This is a genomic window from Cryobacterium sp. M91 (assembly GCF_002929615.1).
Taxonomy (GTDB): Bacteria; Actinomycetota; Actinomycetes; order Actinomycetales; family Microbacteriaceae; genus Cryobacterium; species Cryobacterium levicorallinum.
In genome coordinates this window covers 1-20,999 of the sequence record NZ_PJJT01000089.1, presented here as the reverse complement: position 1 = coordinate 20,999, position 20,999 = coordinate 1, and the positions used below count along the sequence as shown (strand labels likewise).

The 20,999-nt window shown below is 67.3% G+C and carries 20 protein-coding genes and 1 riboswitch; of the genes, 13 read left to right on the top strand and 7 right to left on the bottom strand.

Annotation, left to right across the window (positions count from 1 at the left end; genetic code table 11):
• Positions 1 to 43 precede the first annotated feature (43 nt).
• A complete protein-coding gene (locus tag CXY80_RS14580; RefSeq protein WP_092448105.1) occupies positions 44 to 1,261 on the bottom strand; it encodes an MFS transporter in 1,218 nt (405 codons plus the stop codon).
• A 246-nt stretch (positions 1,262 to 1,507) separates the two neighbouring features.
• On the opposite strand from CXY80_RS14580, the gene CXY80_RS14575 reads away from it, so the two are divergent.
• From CXY80_RS14575 to CXY80_RS14565, 3 genes are all read left to right on the top strand, one after another.
• Positions 1,508 to 2,545 (top strand): extracellular solute-binding protein, encoded by a 1,038-nt coding sequence (locus tag CXY80_RS14575; RefSeq protein WP_092448106.1) that lies wholly within the window; start codon positions 1,508 to 1,510, stop codon positions 2,543 to 2,545.
• A 174-nt stretch (positions 2,546 to 2,719) separates the two neighbouring features.
• Complete coding sequence (locus CXY80_RS14570) at positions 2,720 to 4,291, top strand: iron ABC transporter permease (RefSeq protein ID WP_104132924.1); 1,572 nt, start codon at positions 2,720 to 2,722, stop codon at positions 4,289 to 4,291.
• On the top strand, positions 4,291 to 5,634 hold the full coding sequence (locus CXY80_RS14565) for an ABC transporter ATP-binding protein (protein WP_104132923.1): 1,344 nt from the start codon (positions 4,291 to 4,293) through the stop codon (positions 5,632 to 5,634). Before CXY80_RS14570 ends, CXY80_RS14565 begins: the two co-directional genes overlap by 1 nt.
• A gap of 109 nt (positions 5,635 to 5,743) precedes the next feature.
• Here the strand turns inward: CXY80_RS14565 and CXY80_RS14560 are convergent, their stop codons facing one another.
• Entirely contained in the window at positions 5,744 to 7,066 is a 1,323-nt protein-coding gene (locus tag CXY80_RS14560; protein ID WP_104132922.1) for an MATE family efflux transporter, read from the bottom strand.
• Positions 7,067 to 7,569: 503 nt separating this feature from the next.
• Here CXY80_RS14560 and CXY80_RS14555 point away from each other — a divergent pair.
• The 6 genes from CXY80_RS14555 to mmsB all read left to right on the top strand — a co-directional run bounded on the left by CXY80_RS14555 (position 7,570) and on the right by mmsB (position 14,830).
• Positions 7,570 to 8,685: an NAD(P) transhydrogenase subunit alpha gene (locus CXY80_RS14555; RefSeq protein WP_104132921.1), complete on the top strand. Its 1,116-nt coding sequence runs from the start codon at positions 7,570 to 7,572 to the stop codon at positions 8,683 to 8,685.
• 3 nt (positions 8,686 to 8,688) lie between these two features.
• A complete protein-coding gene (locus CXY80_RS14550; RefSeq protein ID WP_092448111.1) occupies positions 8,689 to 9,015 on the top strand; it encodes an NAD(P) transhydrogenase subunit alpha in 327 nt (108 codons plus the stop codon).
• A gap of 2 nt (positions 9,016 to 9,017) precedes the next feature.
• On the top strand, positions 9,018 to 10,439 hold the full coding sequence (locus tag CXY80_RS14545) for an NAD(P)(+) transhydrogenase (Re/Si-specific) subunit beta (protein WP_092448112.1): 1,422 nt from the start codon (positions 9,018 to 9,020) through the stop codon (positions 10,437 to 10,439).
• Positions 10,440 to 10,694: 255 nt separating this feature from the next.
• The gene (locus CXY80_RS14540; protein ID WP_104132920.1) at positions 10,695 to 12,659 is read left to right on the top strand and encodes a M13 family metallopeptidase; all 1,965 of its coding nucleotides are present in this window, start codon (positions 10,695 to 10,697) and stop codon (positions 12,657 to 12,659) included.
• Positions 12,660 to 12,983: 324 nt separating this feature from the next.
• Positions 12,984 to 13,865: a serine hydrolase gene (locus CXY80_RS14535; RefSeq protein WP_092448202.1), complete on the top strand. Its 882-nt coding sequence runs from the start codon at positions 12,984 to 12,986 to the stop codon at positions 13,863 to 13,865.
• 71 nt (positions 13,866 to 13,936) lie between these two features.
• Positions 13,937 to 14,830, top strand: coding sequence for a 3-hydroxyisobutyrate dehydrogenase (mmsB, locus tag CXY80_RS14530; protein WP_092448114.1), 894 nt, complete (start codon positions 13,937 to 13,939; stop codon positions 14,828 to 14,830).
• A gap of 104 nt (positions 14,831 to 14,934) precedes the next feature.
• Here mmsB and CXY80_RS14525 read toward each other — a convergent pair whose 3' ends face one another.
• Genes CXY80_RS14525 through CXY80_RS20270 form a run of 5 tightly spaced genes read right to left on the bottom strand, consistent with a single transcriptional unit; the run spans position 14,935 to position 18,666 of the window.
• Positions 14,935 to 15,756, bottom strand: a complete 822-nt coding sequence (locus CXY80_RS14525) for an energy-coupling factor transporter transmembrane protein EcfT (protein WP_104132919.1) — start codon at positions 15,754 to 15,756, stop codon at positions 14,935 to 14,937.
• Entirely contained in the window at positions 15,753 to 17,417 is a 1,665-nt protein-coding gene (locus CXY80_RS14520; RefSeq protein ID WP_158251663.1) for an ABC transporter ATP-binding protein, read from the bottom strand. Before CXY80_RS14520 ends, CXY80_RS14525 begins: the two co-directional genes overlap by 4 nt.
• Positions 17,410 to 18,009, bottom strand: coding sequence for an ECF transporter S component (locus CXY80_RS14515; RefSeq protein ID WP_104133006.1), 600 nt, complete (start codon positions 18,007 to 18,009; stop codon positions 17,410 to 17,412). Before CXY80_RS14515 ends, CXY80_RS14520 begins: the two co-directional genes overlap by 8 nt.
• Positions 18,010 to 18,031: 22 nt before the next feature.
• Complete coding sequence (locus tag CXY80_RS20275) at positions 18,032 to 18,334, bottom strand: Ykof family thiamine-binding protein (RefSeq protein ID WP_233195398.1); 303 nt, start codon at positions 18,332 to 18,334, stop codon at positions 18,032 to 18,034.
• Positions 18,331 to 18,666 (bottom strand): Ykof family thiamine-binding protein, encoded by a 336-nt coding sequence (locus CXY80_RS20270; protein ID WP_233195397.1) that lies wholly within the window; start codon positions 18,664 to 18,666, stop codon positions 18,331 to 18,333. Before CXY80_RS20270 ends, CXY80_RS20275 begins: the two co-directional genes overlap by 4 nt.
• Before the next feature lie 17 nt (positions 18,667 to 18,683).
• Positions 18,684 to 18,794, bottom strand: a riboswitch (TPP riboswitch).
• Between the two features lie 73 nt (positions 18,795 to 18,867).
• On the opposite strand from CXY80_RS20270, the gene CXY80_RS14505 reads away from it, so the two are divergent.
• Genes CXY80_RS14505 through CXY80_RS14490 form a run of 4 tightly spaced genes read left to right on the top strand, consistent with a single transcriptional unit; the run spans position 18,868 to position 20,836 of the window.
• Complete coding sequence (locus tag CXY80_RS14505; protein ID WP_104132917.1) at positions 18,868 to 19,212, top strand: PadR family transcriptional regulator; 345 nt, start codon at positions 18,868 to 18,870, stop codon at positions 19,210 to 19,212.
• The gene (locus CXY80_RS14500; protein WP_146070746.1) at positions 19,209 to 20,033 is read left to right on the top strand and encodes a hypothetical protein; all 825 of its coding nucleotides are present in this window, start codon (positions 19,209 to 19,211) and stop codon (positions 20,031 to 20,033) included. The genes CXY80_RS14505 and CXY80_RS14500 overlap by 4 nt, the downstream gene beginning before the upstream one ends.
• 35 nt (positions 20,034 to 20,068) lie before the next feature.
• Positions 20,069 to 20,419, top strand: coding sequence for a hypothetical protein (locus tag CXY80_RS14495; protein WP_104132915.1), 351 nt, complete (start codon positions 20,069 to 20,071; stop codon positions 20,417 to 20,419).
• An 18-nt stretch (positions 20,420 to 20,437) separates the two neighbouring features.
• Entirely contained in the window at positions 20,438 to 20,836 is a 399-nt protein-coding gene (locus CXY80_RS14490) for a hypothetical protein (RefSeq protein WP_104132914.1), read from the top strand.
• Positions 20,837 to 20,999 lie beyond the last annotated feature (163 nt).

Below are 20,999 nucleotides of genomic sequence, written 5' to 3'. Positions count from 1 at the left end.
GGCGAGGAACCACACCAGCCGACGTAGCCTTCTGTGCCGTGACTCACGCGGCGTGGGGCCGTGCCGCCGGGGCGGCCAGCCCGGCCAGCACCATCAGCACCAAAACCAGGTACAGCGCGTTGAGGATTCCCCAGGCTTCGCCGAGCAGTCCGAGCACGGGCGGTCCGACCAGAAAAGCACCGTAGCCGATGATGGCGACGGCGCTCACCCGCGCCGCAGCGTTCTTGGTGTCGTCCGCGGCCGCCGACATGCCCACCGGAAAACCGAGCGAGGCGCCGATACCCCAGAGGATTGTACCGACAAAAACGAGCGGGGTGTTCGGCGCGAGGATGAACAGTACGAGCCCCGCGATGCCGATTCCGGCGCAGGCCCGCAGCACGAGCACCCGGCCGAACCGGTCGAGCAGGGGGCCACCGATCACGCGGCCCACGGTCATCGCGGCCACGAATACCCCGAACACGATGGCGCCGTCGGTGTTGCTGAGGCCGTGTCCATCGACCGAGGCGAGGGCCAGCCAGTCGTTCGCCGAGCCCTCGGCGAATGTCATGCCGAGCACGATCAGCCCGATCAGCAGCAGTTTGCGATCACGCCAGACGGCGAGGCTGCCCTGCAGGCGCGCGCGCCAGGCGAGGCGCGGGGCATCCGCTTCAGTATCGATTTCGATGGCAGCCGGCAGGAACCGCACGGCCACGAGAACGGTGCCCAGAACGAGTGCGGCCATGACCAGCAGATGCCAGAACACCGAAACCTGCCAAGCGGATGCCGCGGCGCCGCCGAGCGCGCCGACCACCGTGCCGAGGCTGAAGCAGGCGTGCATGAGTGGCATCAGAGTGCGGCCGATGGCCCGCTCGGCGGCCGCGCCCTCGACGTTCATCATGACGTCGAGGGATCCCATGCCCACGCCGAACACGGCGAGGGCAGCGAACACGAACGGGGCCGAGGGCGCGAGGCTGACGCCGACGCCCATGAACACGAGTCCGGTCGCCGACAGCGAGATGCTGACCAGCATGGCGCGGCGTGCGCCGAGGCGGGCGAGCAGGCCGGCTGCGATCAGCAGTCCGACGACCGAACCGGCCGAGAGGCCGAAGATGAGGATGCCGACCTGCGCGGTGTCGAGGCCCAGGCCGTCGCGGACGGCGGGAACCCGCGCCATCCAGCTGGCCAGGCCCAGTCCGGAGACGAAGAACGCTGCGAACACGGCGTTGCGCCAGCCGATCAGGCCCGAGCGTGTGGCGGTGGTAATCACGGGGGAGTTGGTCATCGGGCTCCTCAAGTGGCGGGCGGGAGGCCTCGACAGCGGGTGGGTGGGAACCTTAACGCTACAACGAGAAGTTCCCACAGAGGGTGGAGATGGCACTGAATGCTCAGGGTGACCTCGCTTGCGGTGGTTCTCGTTTAGGACCTGCCTGACACCGGCGCATGACGCCCGAAGGCCCCGCCGATTGGCGTTGCTCAGCGGGTTAGCGTAGCCTTACCTTAGTCAATCAAACCCCGTCCTTGGAGTCACATGCGCATCCCGCTCTCCCTCGCCGCCCTCGTTGCCGGCGCCACCGTTCTTGCCCTCGCCGGGTGCACCCAAGCCGCCGAGCCAACGGCAGAAGGGGCCACGAGCGACGGAGCCTTCACGCTCTACTCCGGTCGCGACGAAGCGCTCATCCAGCCGCTCATCGATCAGTTCGAAGAGACCAGCGGCATCAGCGTCGAGGTTCGTTACGGCAACACCGCCGAGCTCGGCGCGTTGCTGCTCGAGGAGGGCGACGCCACGCCCGCCCAGGTCTTCCTCGCGCAGGACGCCGGAGCGCTCGGTGCTCTCGCCAACGCCGACCTGTTTGCCACGCTTCCCGCCGAGACGACCGACGCGGTCCCGGTCGGATTCACCTCGACCGACGACACCTGGGTCGGCGTCACCGGCCGGGCCCGCGTGATCGCCTACGATAGCGAGGCGATGAGCGCGGCCGAGGTGCCAACATCCGTTGACGCCTTCACCGACCCGGCGTGGGCCGGAAAATTCGGAATCGCGCCGACCAATGCGAGCTTCCAGGCCTTCGTCACCGCCTACCGTGTGCTGAACGGCGAAGAAGCAGCCGATGAGTGGGTCGCCGCCATCGCCGCGAACAGCCCGGTCATCTTCGACAACAACCGCGCCATTCTCGCCGCCGTCAATGACGGTGTGATCGAGGCCGGACTGCTCAATCACTACTACTGGTTTGCCATGGCCGCCGAGACCGGCGAAGAAAACATGCGTGCTCAGCTCTCTTACCCCGAAGCTGGAGACGCTGGATCCATCGTGAACGTGGCCGGGGCCGGCCTGCTCGCCGGAGCAGCCGAAGACGCCGACGCGCTCGAATTCATCGACTACCTGGTCGGCGCGAAGGCGCAGCAGTACTTCGTGGATGAGACATTCGAGTACCCGTTGATCGCTGGCATCGACGCCCCGGCTGGCCTGCCGGCGCTCGACTCGCTGGTCAACCCCGACCTCGACCTCGCCGACCTCGACACCCTCGAAGACACCCAGACCCTGCTGGGCAAGCACGGCCTGATCTAATATTAAAGCAGTGAAGGCGCGGTTGCGGGCTCAGGTCGGCAGCCGCGCCCTACCCTTTACCAAAGCGGATGCCCCGGCGCCTGCCCGGTCTCGGAGCGCCAGCCGCTGCGGAGAGCTGCGCCCGACCCCACCGGTGGCCGCTCCCCGAGCCGCCCGATCACCCGGGCCGCGCGCATGACCGAACTACTGATCCCGCCGCCGGAAACGGCCGCGACCCGCGCGCCAGCCCGGTACCGCTTCGGTGCCCCGCCCTGGCTGCTGGCCGTCGCTGCGCTCTGCGCCGCAACGGCCGCCATCCCGCTGGTCTACCTGGTGGTGCGCACGACCGAGGCCGGTCTGACCGAACTTCTCGATACCCTCGTGCGCCCGCGAGTGCTGCAGCTCACGATCAACACCGTGCTGCTCGCCGCCGCCGTCACCCTGTCCGCTCTCGTGCTCGGCACGATCTGCGCCTGGATCCTCACTCGCATTCGCTTGCCGTTCCAGCGCACGCTCCTGCTGGTCTCGGCGCTGCCGCTCGCGGTGCCGAGCTACCTCGCCGCCTACGGCTGGCTGGTGTGGTTTCCGCACCTTAACGGCTTCTGGGCCAGCTGGTTCGTCATGACCATGGTCTGCACCCCCTACGTGACGCTGCCGGTCGCGGCGGCGCTGCGCGGGGCATCCGCTGATCTGGAATTGGTGGCCCGCACCCTGGGTCGCGGTCCGCTGCGGGCCTTTGCGGCGGCGACCTGGCCGCAGATTCGCCCGGCCGCGATTGCCGGCGCGCTGTTGGTCTGCCTCTACTCACTGAGCGATTTCGGGCTCGTCTCGATGCTGCGTTTGCAGACGCTGACCTGGGGAATCAACGCCGCCTACGGCGCAAGCTTCGACCGCAACCAGGCCGCGCTGCTCGCCCTCGTGCTCGTGGTGCTCGCCCTCGTGGTCGTGGCCGGCGAACGCCGCAGCCGCCGTCAGGTCGCCAGCGTTCCCGGCCGCAGCACCATGCCTTCCCGCGCGCCCGGCCGCAATGGGCCCTTCTACGTGGCAGTGCTCGTTGCCGCGCCGCTGGCCGGGGTCGTGGTTCCCGTGGTCGGGCTGCTCAGCCGGCTGATCGAGGCCGAAACCCTGCGCGCCATCGACGTTCCCCGGCTGCTCGAGGCCGTCGGTTCGACCCTCGGGATCGCCCTCGCTGCCGCCGTGGTCGCCGTGCTCGTGGCGCTGCCGATCGCGGCGCTCGCGGCCCGCTACTCCGGTCGCCTGGTCGCCGTGATCGAGGCCGTTGGGTTTCTCGGCCACGCCCTGCCAGGCATCGTCGTGGGTCTCTCGCTCGTATTCTTCGCGCTCGCCGCGGTTCCGATGTTCTACCAAACCTCCGTCGTGCTCGTCTTTGCCTACGTCGTTCTGTTCATGCCGCGGGCGATTGGCAGCGTGCGCAGCGGCATCGCGGCGGTGCCGACGAGCCTCGGCGACGTCTCCCGCATGCTCGGCCTGTCACCGTTTCAGGCCTGGTGGCGGGTCACCGCGCGCCTCGCCCTGCCCGGCATCGCGATCGGTGCACTGCTTGTGGCCATCTCGGCCATGAAAGAATTACCAGCGACGCTGCTGCTGCGGCCGACGAGCGTGTCCACGCTCGCCACCGAGTTGTGGAGTCGCACGGCACTGTTCGAGTTCGGCGCTGCGGCGCCGTACGCTGCGGCGCTCGTGCTCGTGGCGATGGTGCCCGCGGTGCTGCTTAGCGGCATCCGCGGCACAGCAAGGGAGAACTAGTGGGCTGGGTAACGATCGAAGCGCTCCGCGTCGCCTACGGTGACCGCCGAGTGCTTGACGACGTCAGTTTGCGCATTCCGCGCGGCTCGCTCGTGGCCGTTCTCGGTCCAAGCGGATGCGGCAAGACCACGCTCCTGCGCGCCGTCGCGGGTTTGTTGCCGGTCGCCTCCGGCACCATCAGCGTCGGTGGACGCCTCGTCACCGGCCCCGGCGTGCAGCGGGCGCCGGAGAAACGCGGAATGGGCTGGGTCCCGCAGGATGCCTCGCTGTTTCCGCACCTCACTGTCGGCGAGAACATCGGCTTCGGGCTGCCGCGCACGAAGCAGAACGACGATCTCTACTGCGAACCGGGCGAGGCTCCGAGCCGAGTCGCCGGGCTCCTTGCCGGACTCAGGCAGCGGGGGCGCGCGAACCGCACACGACCGGCCTCGCTGAGGGCCGGTGCGGCGCTGCCCGCGAACCCGCGCACAGTTTCGTTGGCGCACCATCCAGTCGCGCCGGGGCACAACCACCTCGCACCCGCACCGATCACACCCGACCGCGATCGCCAGACCAGCCGCGCGGCCCGCATTGCAGAGCTCGCCACCCTCGTTGGCCTGGCCGAACTCGTCGATCGCGCCCCCTCCCAGCTCTCCGGCGGGCAGGCCCAACGGGTCTCGCTGGCACGGGCGCTCGCCCCGCGGCCCGACCTGATGCTGCTCGACGAGCCGTTCGCCGCCCTCGACCCGCTGCTGCGCTCCGCCCTGCGCACCGAGGTCGCGGCACTGCTGCGCGGCCAGCACAACACGAGCCTGCTCGTGACGCACGACCAGGAGGAGGCGCTGTCGCTGGCCGACTTCGTCGCCGTGATGTGCGGCGGCGAGATTTTGCAGTTCGGCACGCCAGCGGATGTCTACGAGCGCCCGGTCAATCCGTGGGTCGCCGGCTTCGTCGGCGATACCGTCGAGCTCGACGGTTTGTGGCGGGGCGGCCGGGTCGAGTGTGCCCTCGGCTCGCTCGCGGCGGACTGGATGGGCGCGCAGGCAGTGCCAGCGCAGTCGTCGGGTGCGCCGAGGGGTGAGCGGACCGCAGCATCCGCTCCCGCCGACGGAACGGGCGTGTGCGTGCTGCTGCGTCCGGAATGGCTGACCCTGGGCGCGCGGGGTTCGGCCCAGCCAACAACGGATGCCGACGTCGTGGCCATCGCCTACGCCGGCCACGATGCCCTGGTCACTTTCGCCCTCGCTAATTCGGAGAAAACGGTGGTGCGCGCGCGCATTGCAGCGCCCGACCTGCCCCAGCTCGGCGACCGCGTGACGCTCGGTATCTGCCAGAACGCCCTCGCCTACCCCCTTTTTAGGTAGATATAACCCCCGTTCCGGGGCGCATCGCCACTCGCTCAGGGCGCTGCTGATTCGTGCATGCGGGCTTGCCGTACCGCGCGCGCGAGCAGGAAGCGTGCGCGGCAGGCGGTTAGTGGGCCCCGACGACCATCCAGGCCAGGCTGCGGGCGCGCAGCGACAGCGTCACGGCACGGGCACCGAGGTAGCCGAGCGCGAACGCGGCCATGAGCAGCGCGAGCCCGACCTCTCCCGCCGGAGCCCAAACCAGCACCGCCGCGGCCAGTGGCACGAACACGGCGAGGTTGAGCAGCCCGGTCAGGGCGAGATAGCGGGCGTCGCCGGCGCCGATGAGCACGCCGTCCAGCACGAACACGACCGCACACAGGGGAACGGATGCCCCCAGCACGATGAGGGTCAGCGGCAGCAGCGAGGTCACGGCTGAGGCATTCGTGAACGCGTGCCCGAGCACCCCGCTCGTGCCGATGACGCCCAAGGCGAGGACGAGTCCGGCCAACACGCCCCACTCCAGGCAGCGGCGCAGCACGTCGCGAACCTGTGCCACATCCCCGGCGCCGAGGCCGCGGCCGACGAGGGCCTGGGCCGCGATCGCGAGGGCGTCGAGGGCGAAGGCCAGGGCCGCGAACAGCGTCATCGCAATCTGAAAGGCCGCGAGTTCGGGGGAGCCGAGTTGGGCGGCAACGAACACGGCGAGCAGCATGGCGGCGCGCAGGCTCAGCGTGCGCACAAACAGCCAGCCGCCGCTCCTGGCACCCAGCAGAAGCCCAGCCCGGTGCGGGCGAAGAGGGGCGCTGTGGCGTCGGGCATGCCGGGTGACCACGACGAGGTACACAGCGACCATGCCCCACTGCGCCACAACGGTGCCGACGGCTGACCCGGCGATGCCCCAGCCGAGCAGGTAGATGAACACGTAGTTCAGTGCGATGTTCGCGCCGAAACCGATGCCGGCCACATAGAGCGGGGTGCGGGTGTCCTGCAGGCCGCGCAGCAGGCCGGTTGCCGCGAACACCAGCAGCATGGCGGGCAGGCCGAACATGGAGATGCCGAGGTAGGTGGCGGCATCCGCTGTCACGGCGGATTCAGCGCCGAACGCCCCGACCAGCGCCGGGGTGGCGAGCAGGCCGCCAGCCGCGAGCGCCACGCCGAGGCCGAGGGCGAGCCAGAGCCCGTCGATGCCGACCGACACCGCCCTCTTGGAATCGCCCGCACCGAGCCAGCGAGCCACGGCCGGGGTCGTGCTGTAGGCGAGAAAAACCATGAGACCGATGATGGTCTGCAGCACCGCGCTGGCCAGGCCGAGTCCGGCCAGCGGAGTGGTGCCGAGGTGCCCGACCATCGCCGAATCCGCCAGCAGAAACAGCGGCTCGGCCACGAGCGCGCCGAGCGCGGGTACGGCGAGACGCAAAATGTCCCGGTCTATGGGCTGCGTGCGCAAAATATTGATGCTTCGACTCTACGGCGGTCCGCGCATACGCCACCCGCGCATACGCCACCCGCGCATACGCCACCCGCGCATACGCCACCCGCGCATACGCCACCCGCGCATACGCCACCCGCGTATGACCGCGCCCGAAATCGGTGTGCGCTACGCCGGTTACCGTAGCGCTCACCTGGATCGGGCGCGGTCATCCCGGCCCTTCCAAGAACGCCCACAGTGCTCCACGGATGCTGACTGCTCAATGTGCGAAAACGTCTCAAGTCAGCCCCGGCAACCCGCTGCATTGTTAAGAAAGCCGAATCTTTCATCAACGGCGACCACTTATCGGGCCTCTCCCGCGCCCCATCCCGCTATGTTCGTCCCAGGAGCTTCTGCCGACCGTGGACGCTTCGGGCACGCGCCGGGAACATCATTTTTGGCCCAGGTGCCCGCGTCCACCCCGCAAGGATGTTTGCCGCCTCAGGACGATCGTGCGGACATCCGCTTCGAAAGGCCCCACCATGCCGAATCCCCAACCGCACCCCGAAACACCCAGTATCGGCGTCGTCCGCGAAAGCGGGGCGGATGAGCGGCGAGTTGCCCTCGTGCCGCGCGCCGTCGCGTCCCTCGTCGCGAAGGGACTCGACGTTGTCGTTGAATCCGGCGCGGGGGCAGAGGCCCTCATGGGTGACGACCTCTACCTCGAAGCCGGTGCCACCCTGGGCGACGCCTGGAGCGCCGACATCGTGCTCAAGGTCGCCCCGCCCACCGACGCCGAGATCGCTCGGTTGAAGACGGGCGCGACCCTGATCGGGTTCCTGGCACCGCGCAATGCGGAGAACAAAATCGCCGCCCTGCAGAACGCCGGCATCGTTGGCTACGCGGTCGAGGCGATCCCGCGCATCTCCCGGGCTCAGGTCATGGACGCCCTCTCGTCGCAGGCGAACGTCGCCGGCTACAAGTCGGTTATCCTCGCGGCGTCGCTCTCCACGCGGTTCTTCCCGATGCTCACCACGGCCGCCGGCACGGTCAAGCCGGCGAGCGTGCTCGTGCTCGGCGTTGGCGTGGCCGGGCTGCAGGCTCTTGCGACCGCCAAGAGGCTCGGCGGTCGCGCAACCGGCTATGACGTGCGTCCGGAGGTCGCCGACCAGGTGCGTTCGGTCGGAGCCCAGTGGCTCGACGTGGGTATCTCAGCTGCCGGTGACGGCGGCTATGCCCGCGAACTCACCGCCGACGAGGGCGCCGAGCAGCAAAAGGCGCTCGAGGCCGCGATTTCCACCTTCGACGTCGTGATCACGACGGCGCTGGTTCCGGGACGCCCGGCACCGCGGCTCGTGACCGCTGCCGCCGTGCACGGCATGAAAGCGGGCAGTGTCGTCATCGACATGGCCGGGGAGACCGGCGGCAACTGCGAGCTCACCGTTCCCGGCGAGACCGTCGTCATCAATGGTGTCACGATTGCGTCCCCGCTCAACCTGCCCTCGACCATGCCCGAGCATGCGAGTGAGCTCTACTCGAAGAATCTCACCGCCCTGCTCGAATTGCTCGTGCCGGGCGGCCGACTCGACCCCGACTATTCCGACGACGTGGTGGCGCTCTCCTGCGTTACACGTGACTCAGTCTCGAACAGGAACTAACCCATGGACTCCTTTCTGGCGAACATCGCCATCCTCGTGCTCTCGGGCTTCATCGGCTTCGCGGTCATCTCCAAGGTTCCGAACACGCTGCACACCCCGCTCATGTCGGGAACCAACGCCATCCACGGCATCGTCGTGCTCGGCGCCCTTGTCGTGCTCGGCACCGCGCACAACCCGGGCCTTCCGCTGCAGATCATCTCCTTCGTGGCCATCGTGTTCGGAACCGTCAACGTCATCGGCGGCTTCGTCGTGACCGACCGGATGCTCGCCATGTTCAAAACCCGCCCAGTCGACACCAACACCAGCACCGCGACCGACGGGAAGAACTGACCATGGACATCCTCGTCTACGCCCTCTATATCGTCGCTTTCGCCATGTTCATCCTCGGGCTCTCCGGGCTGACCGCCCCGAGGTCCGCGGTGCGCGGCAACAAGATCGCTGCGGCCGGCATGGCCGTCGCCGTCGTCGCGACACTGATCCACATCCGCGAGACCAGCAGCTGGCTGATCATCGTCGCGGCTCTAGTGGTGGGCGTGATCCTCGGCATCCCGCCCGCGCGCAAGGTGAAGATGACGGCAGTACCGCAGCTCGTCGCGCTGTTCAACGGAGTCGGCGGCGGAACCGTCGCGCTCATCGCCTGGGGCGAGTTCATCGAAAGCGACGGCTTCACCGGCCTGCACGCGGCCTCCGGCCCGGTGCTCCCGCTCGTCATCGCCTCCCTGTTCGCGGCGATCATCGGCTCACTGTCGTTCTGGGGTTCGATCGTCGCCTTCATGAAACTTCAGCAGATTCTCCCAGGGCACCCCCTGTCGGTCGGCCGCCTGCAACAACCGCTCAACGCGATGTTGTTTCTCGGCGCCACCCTCGCGGCCGTCATCGTCGGGATCGGCTCAACCACCACCGGCGCTGACCTGGTTTGGTTCGTGGCGATCCTCATCCTGGCGGGCATCCTCGGGGTTATGACCGTGCTCCCGATCGGCGGCGCCGACATGCCCGTGGTCATCTCGCTGCTCAACGCCCTCACCGGTCTCTCCGCGGCGGCGGCCGGGCTCGCGCTCAACAACATCGCGATGATCGTCGCCGGCATGATCGTCGGAGCATCCGGTACCATCCTCACCAACCTCATGGCCAAAGCCATGAACCGGTCGATTCTGTCCATCGTCGCCGGCGGCTTCGGCGGCGGCGGCTCCAAGGGTGTTTCGGCCACGAGCACCGGTGACCAGCACGCGAAGTCCACTTCTGCAGCGGATGCCGCCATCAAGCTGGCCTACGCCAACCAGGTCATCGTCGTGCCCGGCTATGGGCTCGCCGTCGCCCAGGCCCAGCACGCCGTGAAGGACATGGCCAAGGTGCTCGAGTCCCGGGGTATCGAGGTCAAGTACGCGATCCACCCGGTGGCCGGGCGTATGCCGGGGCACATGAACGTGCTCCTCGCCGAGGCCGACGTCTCCTACGACGCCATGAAGGAAATGGACGACATCAACGGCGAGTTCTCACGCACGGACGTCACCATCGTCATCGGAGCCAACGACGTCACGAACCCGGCGGCGCGCAACGACCCGAACTCGCCCATCTTCGGCATGCCCGTGCTCAACGTGACCGAATCCCGGTCGGTGATCGTGCTCAAACGTTCCATGAGCTCGGGCTTCGCCGGCATCGAGAACCCCCTGTTCTTCGCGGCCAACACCACGATGCTCTTCGGCGACGCGAAGAAGTCCGTCGCCCAGGTGACCGAGGAACTCAAGGCGCTGTAGGGGGCTCTTGTTGCATGACGGGGCCCAATGCTGAAATCACGCGCTACCGTGCCAGGATCGCCAGTCCTGCCAGAGTTGAGCCGTCCACCAGTGCACGAGCGCGAAACAGGTGATCGGCGGCCGCCAACCCGGGTGCCGCGCGCATCCACTCGTAGAAATCGTCTTCGCCGAGCGGATGCCTGCGCGCTCGCCCATCACAGCCCACACGATCCCGCTATACGGCTGCCTGTCACCCCGCCCGGATAGGCTGGAGGCATGACTGAGCTGGCGACTGCATCCGGAATCAACAGACACGAACTTGACCCGGAGGTGCGCCCGCAAGACGACCTCTTTCGGCACGTGAACGGCCAGTGGATTGCGCGCAGCGAAATTCCCGCCGACAAGGCCCGCTGGGGCTCCTTCATGATGCTCGCCGAAGACGCCGAAAAGGCCGTGCGCGAGATCATCATCGAGGCGCAGACCGCGCCGGAGGGCAGCCTCGAACGCAAGTTCGGCGACCTCTACACAAGCTTCCTCGACGAAGAGCGCATCGAAGCGCTCGGCGCGACACCCCTGCACAAGGACCTGGCAGCGGTCGATGCCGTCACCACCATCTCCGAATTGCTCGCCACCCTCGGCCGCCTCGAGCGTGGCGGAGTCGCCGGAGCCTTCCACCTCTACGTCGACAACGACCCGGGCAACCCCGAACGCTACCTCGTCTTCATCGCGCAGGGCGGCATCGGCCTGCCTGACGAGTCCTACTACCGCGAAGAGAAGTTCGCTGATATTCGCGCCAAGTACCAGCAATTCCTTGAGCGGATGTTCACCCTCGCCGGTTTCGCCGACGCCGCCGGCCGCGCCGCGCGCGTCTTCGAGCTCGAGACCGAACTCGCCTCGCACCACTGGGACAAAGTCAGCACGCGCGACAGTGAGAAGACCTACAACCTGCGCACCTGGGACCAGGTCTCGGCGCTCGCTGCCGGCGCCGACGTCGACCTCTGGTTGGACGGCCTCGACGGCCCGTCCGGTGCTCTCACCGAGGTCGTCGTGCGCGAACCGAGTTACATTGTCGGACTCGCGGCGACGCTCACCGAGGACCGTCTGGAGGCCTGGCAGGACTGGCTGCGGTGGCAGGTCATCCGCTCGAGTGCTGCGTATTTGTCCAGTGAATTTGTCGAGGCGAACTTCGACTTCTACGGTCGCACCCTAAGCGGCACCCCGCAGCTGCGCGAGCGCTGGAAGCGCGGTGTCTCGCTCGTCGAGGGTGCCCTCGGTGAGGCCGTCGGTCGCATCTACGTGGAGCGCCACTTCAAGCCGAGCGCCAAGGCGAGCATGGACGTGCTGGTCGCGAACCTCGTCGCCGCCTACGAGAACAGCATCAGCACCCTCGACTGGATGACCGAGGAGACCCGCGGGAGGGCGCTCGAGAAACTCAGCAAGTTCACGCCGAAGATCGGCTACCCGGTGAAATGGCGCGACTACTCGAGCCTGGAAATCAGCGCCGACGACCTGATCAGCAATGTCAAGGCCGCTGGCGAGTTCGAGTTTCAGCGCGAGCTCGGCAAGATCGGCAAGCCGCTCGACCGCGACGAATGGTTCATGACGCCGCAGACCATCAACGCCTACTACAACCCCGGATTCAACGAAATCGTCTTTCCGGCCGCCATTTTGCAGTTTCCGTTCTTCGACGAGGATCGCGACCCAGCCGCCAACTACGGCGCGATCGGCGCGGTCATCGGCCACGAGATCGGCCACGGCTTCGACGACCAGGGCTCCAAGTACGACGGCGACGGCCGCCTCACCGACTGGTGGACCGCCGACGACAAGGCCGCATTCGAGCTGCGCACGACCGCACTCATCGCCCAGTTCGAGGGCCTCGAACCGCAGGCCATCCCCGGAAACACCGTGAACGGCGCGCTCACGATCGGCGAGAACATCGGCGACCTCGGCGGGCTCTCCATCGCCTGGAAGGCCTACCTGCTCTCGCTCGATGGCCAGGACAGCCCGGTCATCGACGGCCTCACCGGGCAAATGCGCTTCTTCCTCTCCTGGGCCCAGGCCTGGCAAATGAAATTACGCGACGCTGAGGCCATCCGCTTGCTGGCCATCGACCCGCACTCGCCGAACGAGTTTCGCTGCAACCAGATCGTCAGCAACATTCCCGCGTTCTATGAGGCGTTCGACGTTTCCGAAGCGGATGCCCTCTGGCTCGCCCCCGACAAGCGCGTCACGATCTGGTAGCGGTACTGTCCGCGGCGGGCATGCCGAGGCCCGAGTGGGGTGTCATGATCTGGCCTTCTCGCCTCGGCCAGTTCGCGCGTCCCCCGTCTGGGTTAGGGTTGGCCGTGCGCCTTGATCGGCCAGAGGCTGGCCTTGCGCCGTTTGCCGCTGTAGTCGCTGGCTGAGCAGAGTGACTCAGAGCAGATTGACGCAGTCCGGGTTTGTAGCGATCGGCAGCACCGAGGGAGGAATGAGCCAACGATGGTCTTGTCCAGCGGTTCTGGTTCGAGCGGCGGCGGGCATCGGTCCGGCCCGAATGCGGGCGATACCGTCGCCTCAGGTTTGATGCGTTCCCGCCACGCCGCAGCGCCCGGCGGCAAACACCGCGGCGCCGAGACTCCAGAAAGCTTCGCTCGCGGCTTCGCCGCCCTCGGCGACCTCGCCCTGAACGGTGTGCAGGTTTCGGCCCGGGCGACCGACCTCGCGACCGGGCGGGTCTTGTTCTCGGTCGACGACCACGTTTCCATGCCGACCGCGAGTATCGGCAAGGTGCTGCTGCTGATTGAGGTGGCCGCGCGGCTGAAAGACGCCGAGTTCGGTATGGCCACGATGCTCGAGCGTACGAATGTCGATGCCGTGAGTGATTCCGGCGTCTGGCAGCACCTGCAGGTGGCCCGATTGGGCGTCGCGGATCTCGCCGCCCTCGTCGGGTCGACGAGCGACAACCTCGCGACGAACGTGCTCATTCGCGCCGTCGGGCTGCACTCGGTGCGTGCCCGCACCGAGCAGCTCGGCCTCAGCCGCACGGCGCTGCTCGACCTGGTGCGCGACAAACGTGGCCCCGATGACGCACCGCAGCTGTCAGTGGGCAGCGCCAAGGAACTGACCTGGCTGTTCACCGCGCTCGCCCGCGGCGAGATCGTGGACGCCGAGACGAGCGCGCGCGTGATTGGCTGGCTGTCGCTCAACACCGACCTGTCGCTGGTCGCGAGCGCCTTTGGGCTCGACCCCCTGGCGCATCGGGAGAGCGATCACGGTCTGCTCATGGTCAACAAGACCGGCACGACCGCCGGGGTGCGCAGCGAGGTGGGTATCCTGCGTGGTCCTCGGGCCGGTGCGACCTACGCCGTGTCGATGGCATTCGACGACGCCCTGCTGATGACCCGCCTCGCGGTGCTCGAGGGGATGCGCGCGGTCGGGGCGGACCTGCTGGAGTACGTGCACTAGCTCCCGCCAAGTTGTGCCATCGTGTACGGGACGGGCATTGACGCCCGTCACCGGAGCGAAGGAGCTATGCCATGGCGGTTATCGGATGGATTGGACTCGGACACATGGGCGGCCCCATGACGGCGAACCTGGTGAAGGCGGGGCACAGCGTGCGCGGCTTCGACCTCAACGCCGAGGCCCTCGACGCTGCGGTCGCTGCCGGCGTCACCCGCGCGACCAGCATCCAGGACGCCGTTGACGGCACCGACGTCGTCTTCACCATGCTTCCCAAGGGTGAGCACGCCCGCGCGGTGTACTTCGGCGAGGCGGGAGTCTTCGCCCATGCCGACCCGAAAACGCTCCTGGTGGAGTCGTCGACGATCGACATCGAATCATCCCAGGCCCTGCACGACGCGGCGAAAGCTGCGGGTTTTCGCCTTGTCGACGCCCCGGTCTCGGGTGGCATCACCGGTGCTGAGGCCGGCACGCTCACCTTCATGATCGGTGGCGAAGCGGATGCCGTCGCCGACGCGACCACCTACATCCAGCCAATGGCGGCGCACATTATTCCGACCGGCGGGGCCACGACCGGCCAGGCGGCGAAGATCTGCAACAACCTCATGCTGTTCATCAACCTGGCCGCGACGTCCGAGGGGGCAGTTTTGGCCGATCGGCTGGGACTGGACCCGCAGGTTTTCTGGGATATCGCATCCGTTTCATCGGGCGACAGCTGGGCGCTGCGCACCTGGTATCCCGTGGCTGGCGTCGTGCCGTCAGCGGCCGTGAACCGCGACTTTTCGCCGACCTTCACCGCCGAACTTGCCAATAAGGACATCGGTCTCGCAATCGCGGCGGCGGAAGCCACCGACACGCCGCTCGAGATTGGCAAGCACGTCGCCGAGCTGTTCCAGCGCCTGGTCGATCAGGGGCAGGGCGGCAAGGACTGCTCGATGATCGTGAAGCTCGTCGACGGCACCCTGGCCTGACGCTTGCGCCGAGCCGTGAGTTTCATACCCCTTCAAACGCTTCCACGCGTTGAGACCCACGGGGCGGCGGGTTGACCGTGGCGCATAAGTGTATCTGGGTTCGTTCAGGTGTTGAGCGCATGGAAGCCTTCCAGAAAGCCGAGAAAGGAACTCAGGCCGACGACGACGGTCAACGTGGTCAGCACCGCGGCGGCCATGGCCCAGTCGGTGCGGGTGAGGGGAATACGCCGCCAGGTGCTGCGCGGGGTCAGGCCGAGGCCGCGCGACTCGAGGGATTGCGCCATCCGCTCGCCCTTGCGAATCGATAGCACCAGCAGGGCGAAGGCTGCCCGACCGTATTGACGGTGGCCGCGAGGCGGCTTGCCATGGGGGCGGAGGGGAGCGCGCACCGCGTGTGCCTGGCGGATGGTCTGCCACTCGCGCGGCAACTCTTCGAGCATACGGTAGCCGGCGAGCACGGCGTAGGTGAGGCGGGAGCCGAGCCGGGCGTGCTTGTGCAGGCTGGTCATGAGGGCCACGCCGTCGGTCGAGAGCACAAAGCCGATCGAGAGCACGCCGATGACGAGGGTGCGCAGGGCGAGGGCAGCCCCCACGAGCAGTCCCTCGGTGGTGATCCGCAGCACCCCGGACTGCCAGAGTACGTCCCCCGGCCGGCTGAGCGCGTTCACGATCAGAAGGCCGAGAGCAAATGCCAGAAATGGAATATGTGCGAGAACGAATACTTTCACGGGAATGCGAGCCGTGACAGCGACCGCGCCGAGGGCGAGCAGGTACAGCACCAGTGGCGTGATCGGATCGAAAACAAACATCAGCACGAGGGAGACGACGAACAGAAGCGCGAGTTTGACGGTCGGGTTGCGCCTGGCCAGGGCGCTGACGGGCCGTCGTGTCGGGGGAGCATCGATGTCGATGAGTTGAGCAGTCATGTCGTCGCGCCCACGGCAGCGTCGAGCTGACCCAGCACGCGGCGAATCCGCGCGTCAGAATCGAATTCCTTGAGCAGGTGCCGAATCAGCGTGGGCAGCTCGAGCCCGGCCTGCTTCAGTACCTCGTCCCACCGCAACACCTCGAACACGGGCCCGTCGGCGATCACCGTATGGTCGGCCAGCACGATCACCCGGTCGGCGAGGGTTGCCACGGTTCGCAGATCATGACTGGAGAAAAGGATGCTGCGGCCCGCGTCGGCCGCCTGGCCGAGCGCTGCCAGGGTGGCGATGGTGTCCCGGCGATCGAGGCCGAAGGTGGGTTCGTCGGCGAGCAGCACCGGCCGATCGTGCGCGAGCATGGCGGCGACGCTGAGCCGCCGCTTCTCGCCGCCGCTCAGTCGATACGGGCTTTGATCGGCGAGGTGGGTCAACCGGTGCCGGTGCAAAATGGCCTGAAGCTCGTCATCGCTCAGGCTCGGCAGCCCATGCCGAATCTCGCCGCGCACGGTGTGCTCGACGAATTGGTGCTCGGCATTCTGAAAGATCATGCCGGGTCGGGCGCCGGTCACGGTGCCGACCGATGGCCGGTGCAATCCCGCCAAGGTCAGCAGCAACGAGGTTTTGCCCGTTCCATTGCCGCCGAGCAGGGCCACGATTTCGCCGCCCCGCAGGGTGAGGCTGACGCCGGCGAGAACCGTTGTGGCGGTCCCGTTCGGCGCGCCAACCCCGCGATCAATGACCACATCCGTGGCGGTCAGAACGATCCGGCCGAAGTCCTGCCGTCGCCCCAAGGCTCCGGCCGGCTCGCCGAGTGACCGGAGGCCGGCGCGCACGCCCGCTTCGCCGAGCCCGCCGGCGCACCCGGTCACGGCAAGCAATTCGGTTTCGAGCGGAAGCCAGCATCCGTTTTGATTGAGCGAGCGCCCATGCTGGGCGAGCACGTCGACCGTGGGACCATCGGCAATGACGGTTCCGGCCTCGCCGAGCACGAGTGCGCGTGGCGGCAGCCCGGCGATTCCCGCCGTGCCCGTGAACTCGTCGATGCGGTGTTCGACCAGCACGACGGCCGGCCGGTAGGTGTCGACGGCCGAACGGATGGCGCGGCGCACGGCGCCCAATCCCGCCGCGTCGAGCATCGAGGTGGGTTCGTCCAGCAGGAGCACGGCCGGTTCGGCGATGAGGGTGGCGGCGAGGGCCACGCGCTGGCCTTCGCCGCCGGACAGCTGCCCGGTCGACCGATGTCGCAGCATCCGTGCCTGAACAGCGTCAAGGGCGCGATCGATGCGCGCCGAGATAAGTGCCGGGTCGACACCGCGGTTTTCGAGCGGCAAGGCAAGCTCCTGTTCGACGTCGGGCAGACAGACCGACGACGCGGGGTCCTGCGCGACCACGCCGACGAGCCGGGACAGCTCGACGACGGAGGTTTCGATGCTGAGCGTCCCTCCCATGCGCACACTGCCGCCGAGCGAGGATACGACCGAATGCGGAATGACGCCGGTGATGGTCTGCAACAGGGTGGATTTGCCCGAACCGGAGGCGCCGAACACGATGAGCTGCTCGCCCGGCGCGAGGCGCACCGACACGTCGCTGAGCACGGCCTCGGGCCGACGCGGGAATCGCACCGACACGTCCTGCAGTGTCAGGATGTCGGTCTCAGGCACGGGCGAGGCGATCGCGGCCGATCGCGAAGTTGTCGACGACGCCGGTTTTGTCGAGGGCATCGACGATGAGTTTGGCCAGCAGCCCGCCGAGAATCACGCCGGAGATCAGCTGAATAGCGAGGCGCAGCAGAAAGATCTCCTGGCCGTACCAGCCGGAGCGAAATGCCGAGTAGAAGAACACCAGCCCGGCGCCGAGCAGCCCCGAAAGTGCGTAGGTCAGCCAGCTGTAGTTGCGGTAGCGAGTGAGGGCGAACGGAATCTCGCTGCCCGCGCCTTGAATGGCGGCGGCGACGAAGAGCAGCGGCCCGACCATGGAGCCGAGAAAGACGACCTCGATCACCGACGCGATAACCTCCGCAAAGATGCCGGCGAACGGCCGTCGCACGATGGCGATCGCGATCGGGGCGACGAGCAGCCAGGAGCCGAGCAGAAAGTGCTGCGCGAGGTCGCCGGCCGGACCCATCGTGATCGACAGGGCGGTCCAGGCCTGCACGAATATCCAGTACAGAAAGCCGAACACGACACCGAGCACGACGACAAGCACGAGGTCTTTGAGGCTCCAGTGCCTTTTCTTGGCGGATGCTGTGGGCATGGCTGTTTCCTTCTGGTCGGCGTCAGGGCGCATGGGAGTTCAGGCTCGGGCTGTTGAGGGACAGGGTCGCGTGCGTCGCCACGTGCTGCACCGTTCGGCCGGCCACGATCCAGCCGGCGGCGATGACCTGCAGCACGAGGGCGAGGTCGCCCTCGAGCCGGGTGACGAAGTGCTCGCTGTGTACCGTGAGCCCGGAGGCCTTGGCGGTCTCGATCGCGGCGTAGATGTCGCGCATGTGATCGGCTGAAGCAGAACCGGTGCCGTCATCCAGTGGATACAGTGCCCATTCTGCGACGGCGTGTACGCCGGTGGGGGTGAGGTTCACGACCTCGGCGAACAGCCGGCGGTGGGTGGCAGCGTGCAGGTGACTTCGCCGGGGCAGCCGCGGGAGAATTGCACGGTTGCCGTGACGTGGGCTCCGCTGCGGCTCGCACCGGCGACGACCTGGCTGACGTAGCGCAGCAGGTCGGGTTCGGCGCCGGACAGGTAGGTGCTGACGACGCCGGTTTGAAGTGCGAGCCCGGTCGAATCTGCCTGCTGGAGCGCGTCGAGAATGACGGCGGCGTAGTCGTCGCGCATGACGGCGAGGGTGAGGCGCGCGCCAATGCCGAATTCCGCCGGTGTGGCTGTGAAGGTTTCTGGAATGATCGTGCCCATTTCTTTCGTGGGGGCACGGGAAAGACGAGTCAGCCTCCCTGCGCTGGCATGATCCAGATCAGGTTCGACGGTCGAAGCCTCTGCAGCTTCCTCTCAGCCCGATTAATCGGACTCCCGTGTTGATACAACGAAAGTATGGCATGCCCGTGGCTGCCCGATCCTCGAGTAGACAGTCTGGCTAACTAGGGAGACTATGTAGTCATGCAACCAAAAACCTGGCCAGCCGAGTGGATGCGCGCCGCCCTCGGCCTCTGCGTGCTCCGCACGCTCGCGCCGGGCCCGACCTACGGCTACGCGATCGCATCGGCGCTCGAATCCGCCGGCTTCGGTGCCATCAAGGGTGGCACGCTTTATCCGCTGCTCACCCGCTTCGAAGCCGCCGGCTGGATCGCCGCCGAATGGCGACCGGGCGCCGGGGGTCCGGGCCGCAAATACTTCTCGCTCACCGACGCCGGACGGCAAGAGCTCACCGAGCAGGCCGCCCAATGGCAGCGCTTCTCCACCACCGTGCACGACCACCTGCAGAAAGGGCCGGCCGAATCATGATGACCAGCAACCCGCGCGATCACGACTCCAGCCCGGCTGCCTCCGGCAGCGCCGAAGCGGATGCCCGCGCCGCCGGCATCCGCTTGGCTGACACTGCACGCGAGGCCGACACCGCCGCCTGGCTTGAGCAGTTCACCATCGAACTCCGCCTGCTCGACGTGCCCGGCGACGCCATCGGCGATGCCGTGGCGAGCGCTCGGGAGTTTCTCGCCGACTCCGGTGCGCGCGCCGACGAATCGTTCGGCAGCCCCAAAAGCTACGCCGCGGAACTCGACCTGCCGACCGTACCGTTGTCTCAGGGCTCGAAAGGCGATCTGCTGCTGAACAGCGGAATCGGGGCGATCGGGCTGGTCACGCTGGCGCAAGCGGTCCTTCCCCTCGCGGGTGGCGACGACCTTCTGGTCGTGAAGGTGTGGATGCTATTCTCGCTGGCCGGGATGATTCTGGCGCTGGCGCTGGTCCCGCGACTCATACCCGTGCTGGTGCGCGCGCGTCCAGCACGGGTGTGGCTGATCGCGCTCGGGTTGATGATTGTCGGCGGCGGTCCCTTTGCCCTCATCGTCTGGCAGGGCCAGGCGGTGTTGTTCAATGTTCCGGCGCTGCCGATCGCCATCGGAGCCGGAATTCTGCTGATCGCACCGCCCATCTGGAACGAGGTGCACCATACCCTGCGGCCTGACCCGATCGTTGAGCCGGGTGCCGAGCCCGATCCGCGCCCCTCGCTGAAAGTGCGCCTTTCGATCATCACCATCAACTGGATGCTGGTGTTCTACGGCGCGATCAGCGTCGTGCTCACCTTCGCCCTCTACCCGGGCAAGTAATGCGAAATCTCGTTCAGCAAGGTGAAAGGCTCGCCATGATGACCAGCAACCCGCGCGATCCCGACAATGGAAGCACCGACATCCGCTCTAAAGCGACCGACGACGCCACCAGGTTCGATGAATTCACGATCGAGCTGCGGCTGCTCGGGGTACCGGGTGACGCAATCGGCGATGCCCTGGCCAGCGCCAGAGAGTTTCTCGCCGATTCCGGTACGAGTGCGGAGCAGTGCTTCGGCAGCTCCAAGCGCTATGCAGCCGAACTGAACCTGCCGACCATCCCGCTGCGCACGGTGAACGCTTTGAACCTGCGGGCTAGCCTCGGCGTGTTCGGACTCTTCGGCTTTCTGCTCTCGGCGCTGCCGCTCGTGCACGGAGCGGCGGTGTAGATCGACCTGAAAACACTCGTGGTATTCGTTGCCGGGGGCATCGTCGTGGTGCTCGTACCGACATGTCTCCAGGCGCTCGCACGCCTGCGTCCGCGCGCCTGGATGATCGTGGTTGCGGCACTGTTGGGGTTCGGTACGTCCATCGGCCTCAGTCTGTGGAGCGGCACGAGGGAGCTCTTCGCCCTGCCGGCGCTGCCGATCGTGATCGTCTCCGCGCTGCTCGTGCTCGTTCCGCCGATCTGGAGCCAGGTGCGCCGCTCGCTGCGCGACGATCCGATTGTCAACCTAGGCGGTTCACCCGAGGTTCGTCCGTCCATCTCTACCCGACTGTTTTTGGGCGCGATGACCTGGGGGATGACGATCCTGTCGATCGTGGTCTGGCTGTTCGCACTGTTCGGCGAGCCGCTCGAGCGCTAATCGGCCGCGGCCACGGCTCTCGCCCTCGAACCGTGAGTTTGACCCTGGCGCGGCCGCCGAGCCGTGAGTTTGACCCCGATTCCGGCGGCAAAGTCAAGTGGTCAGGGCAACGCGGGGGTTTTTGCTTCGAGAAGTAGCTGGTTGAGGCGGTAGGCGGGGGTTT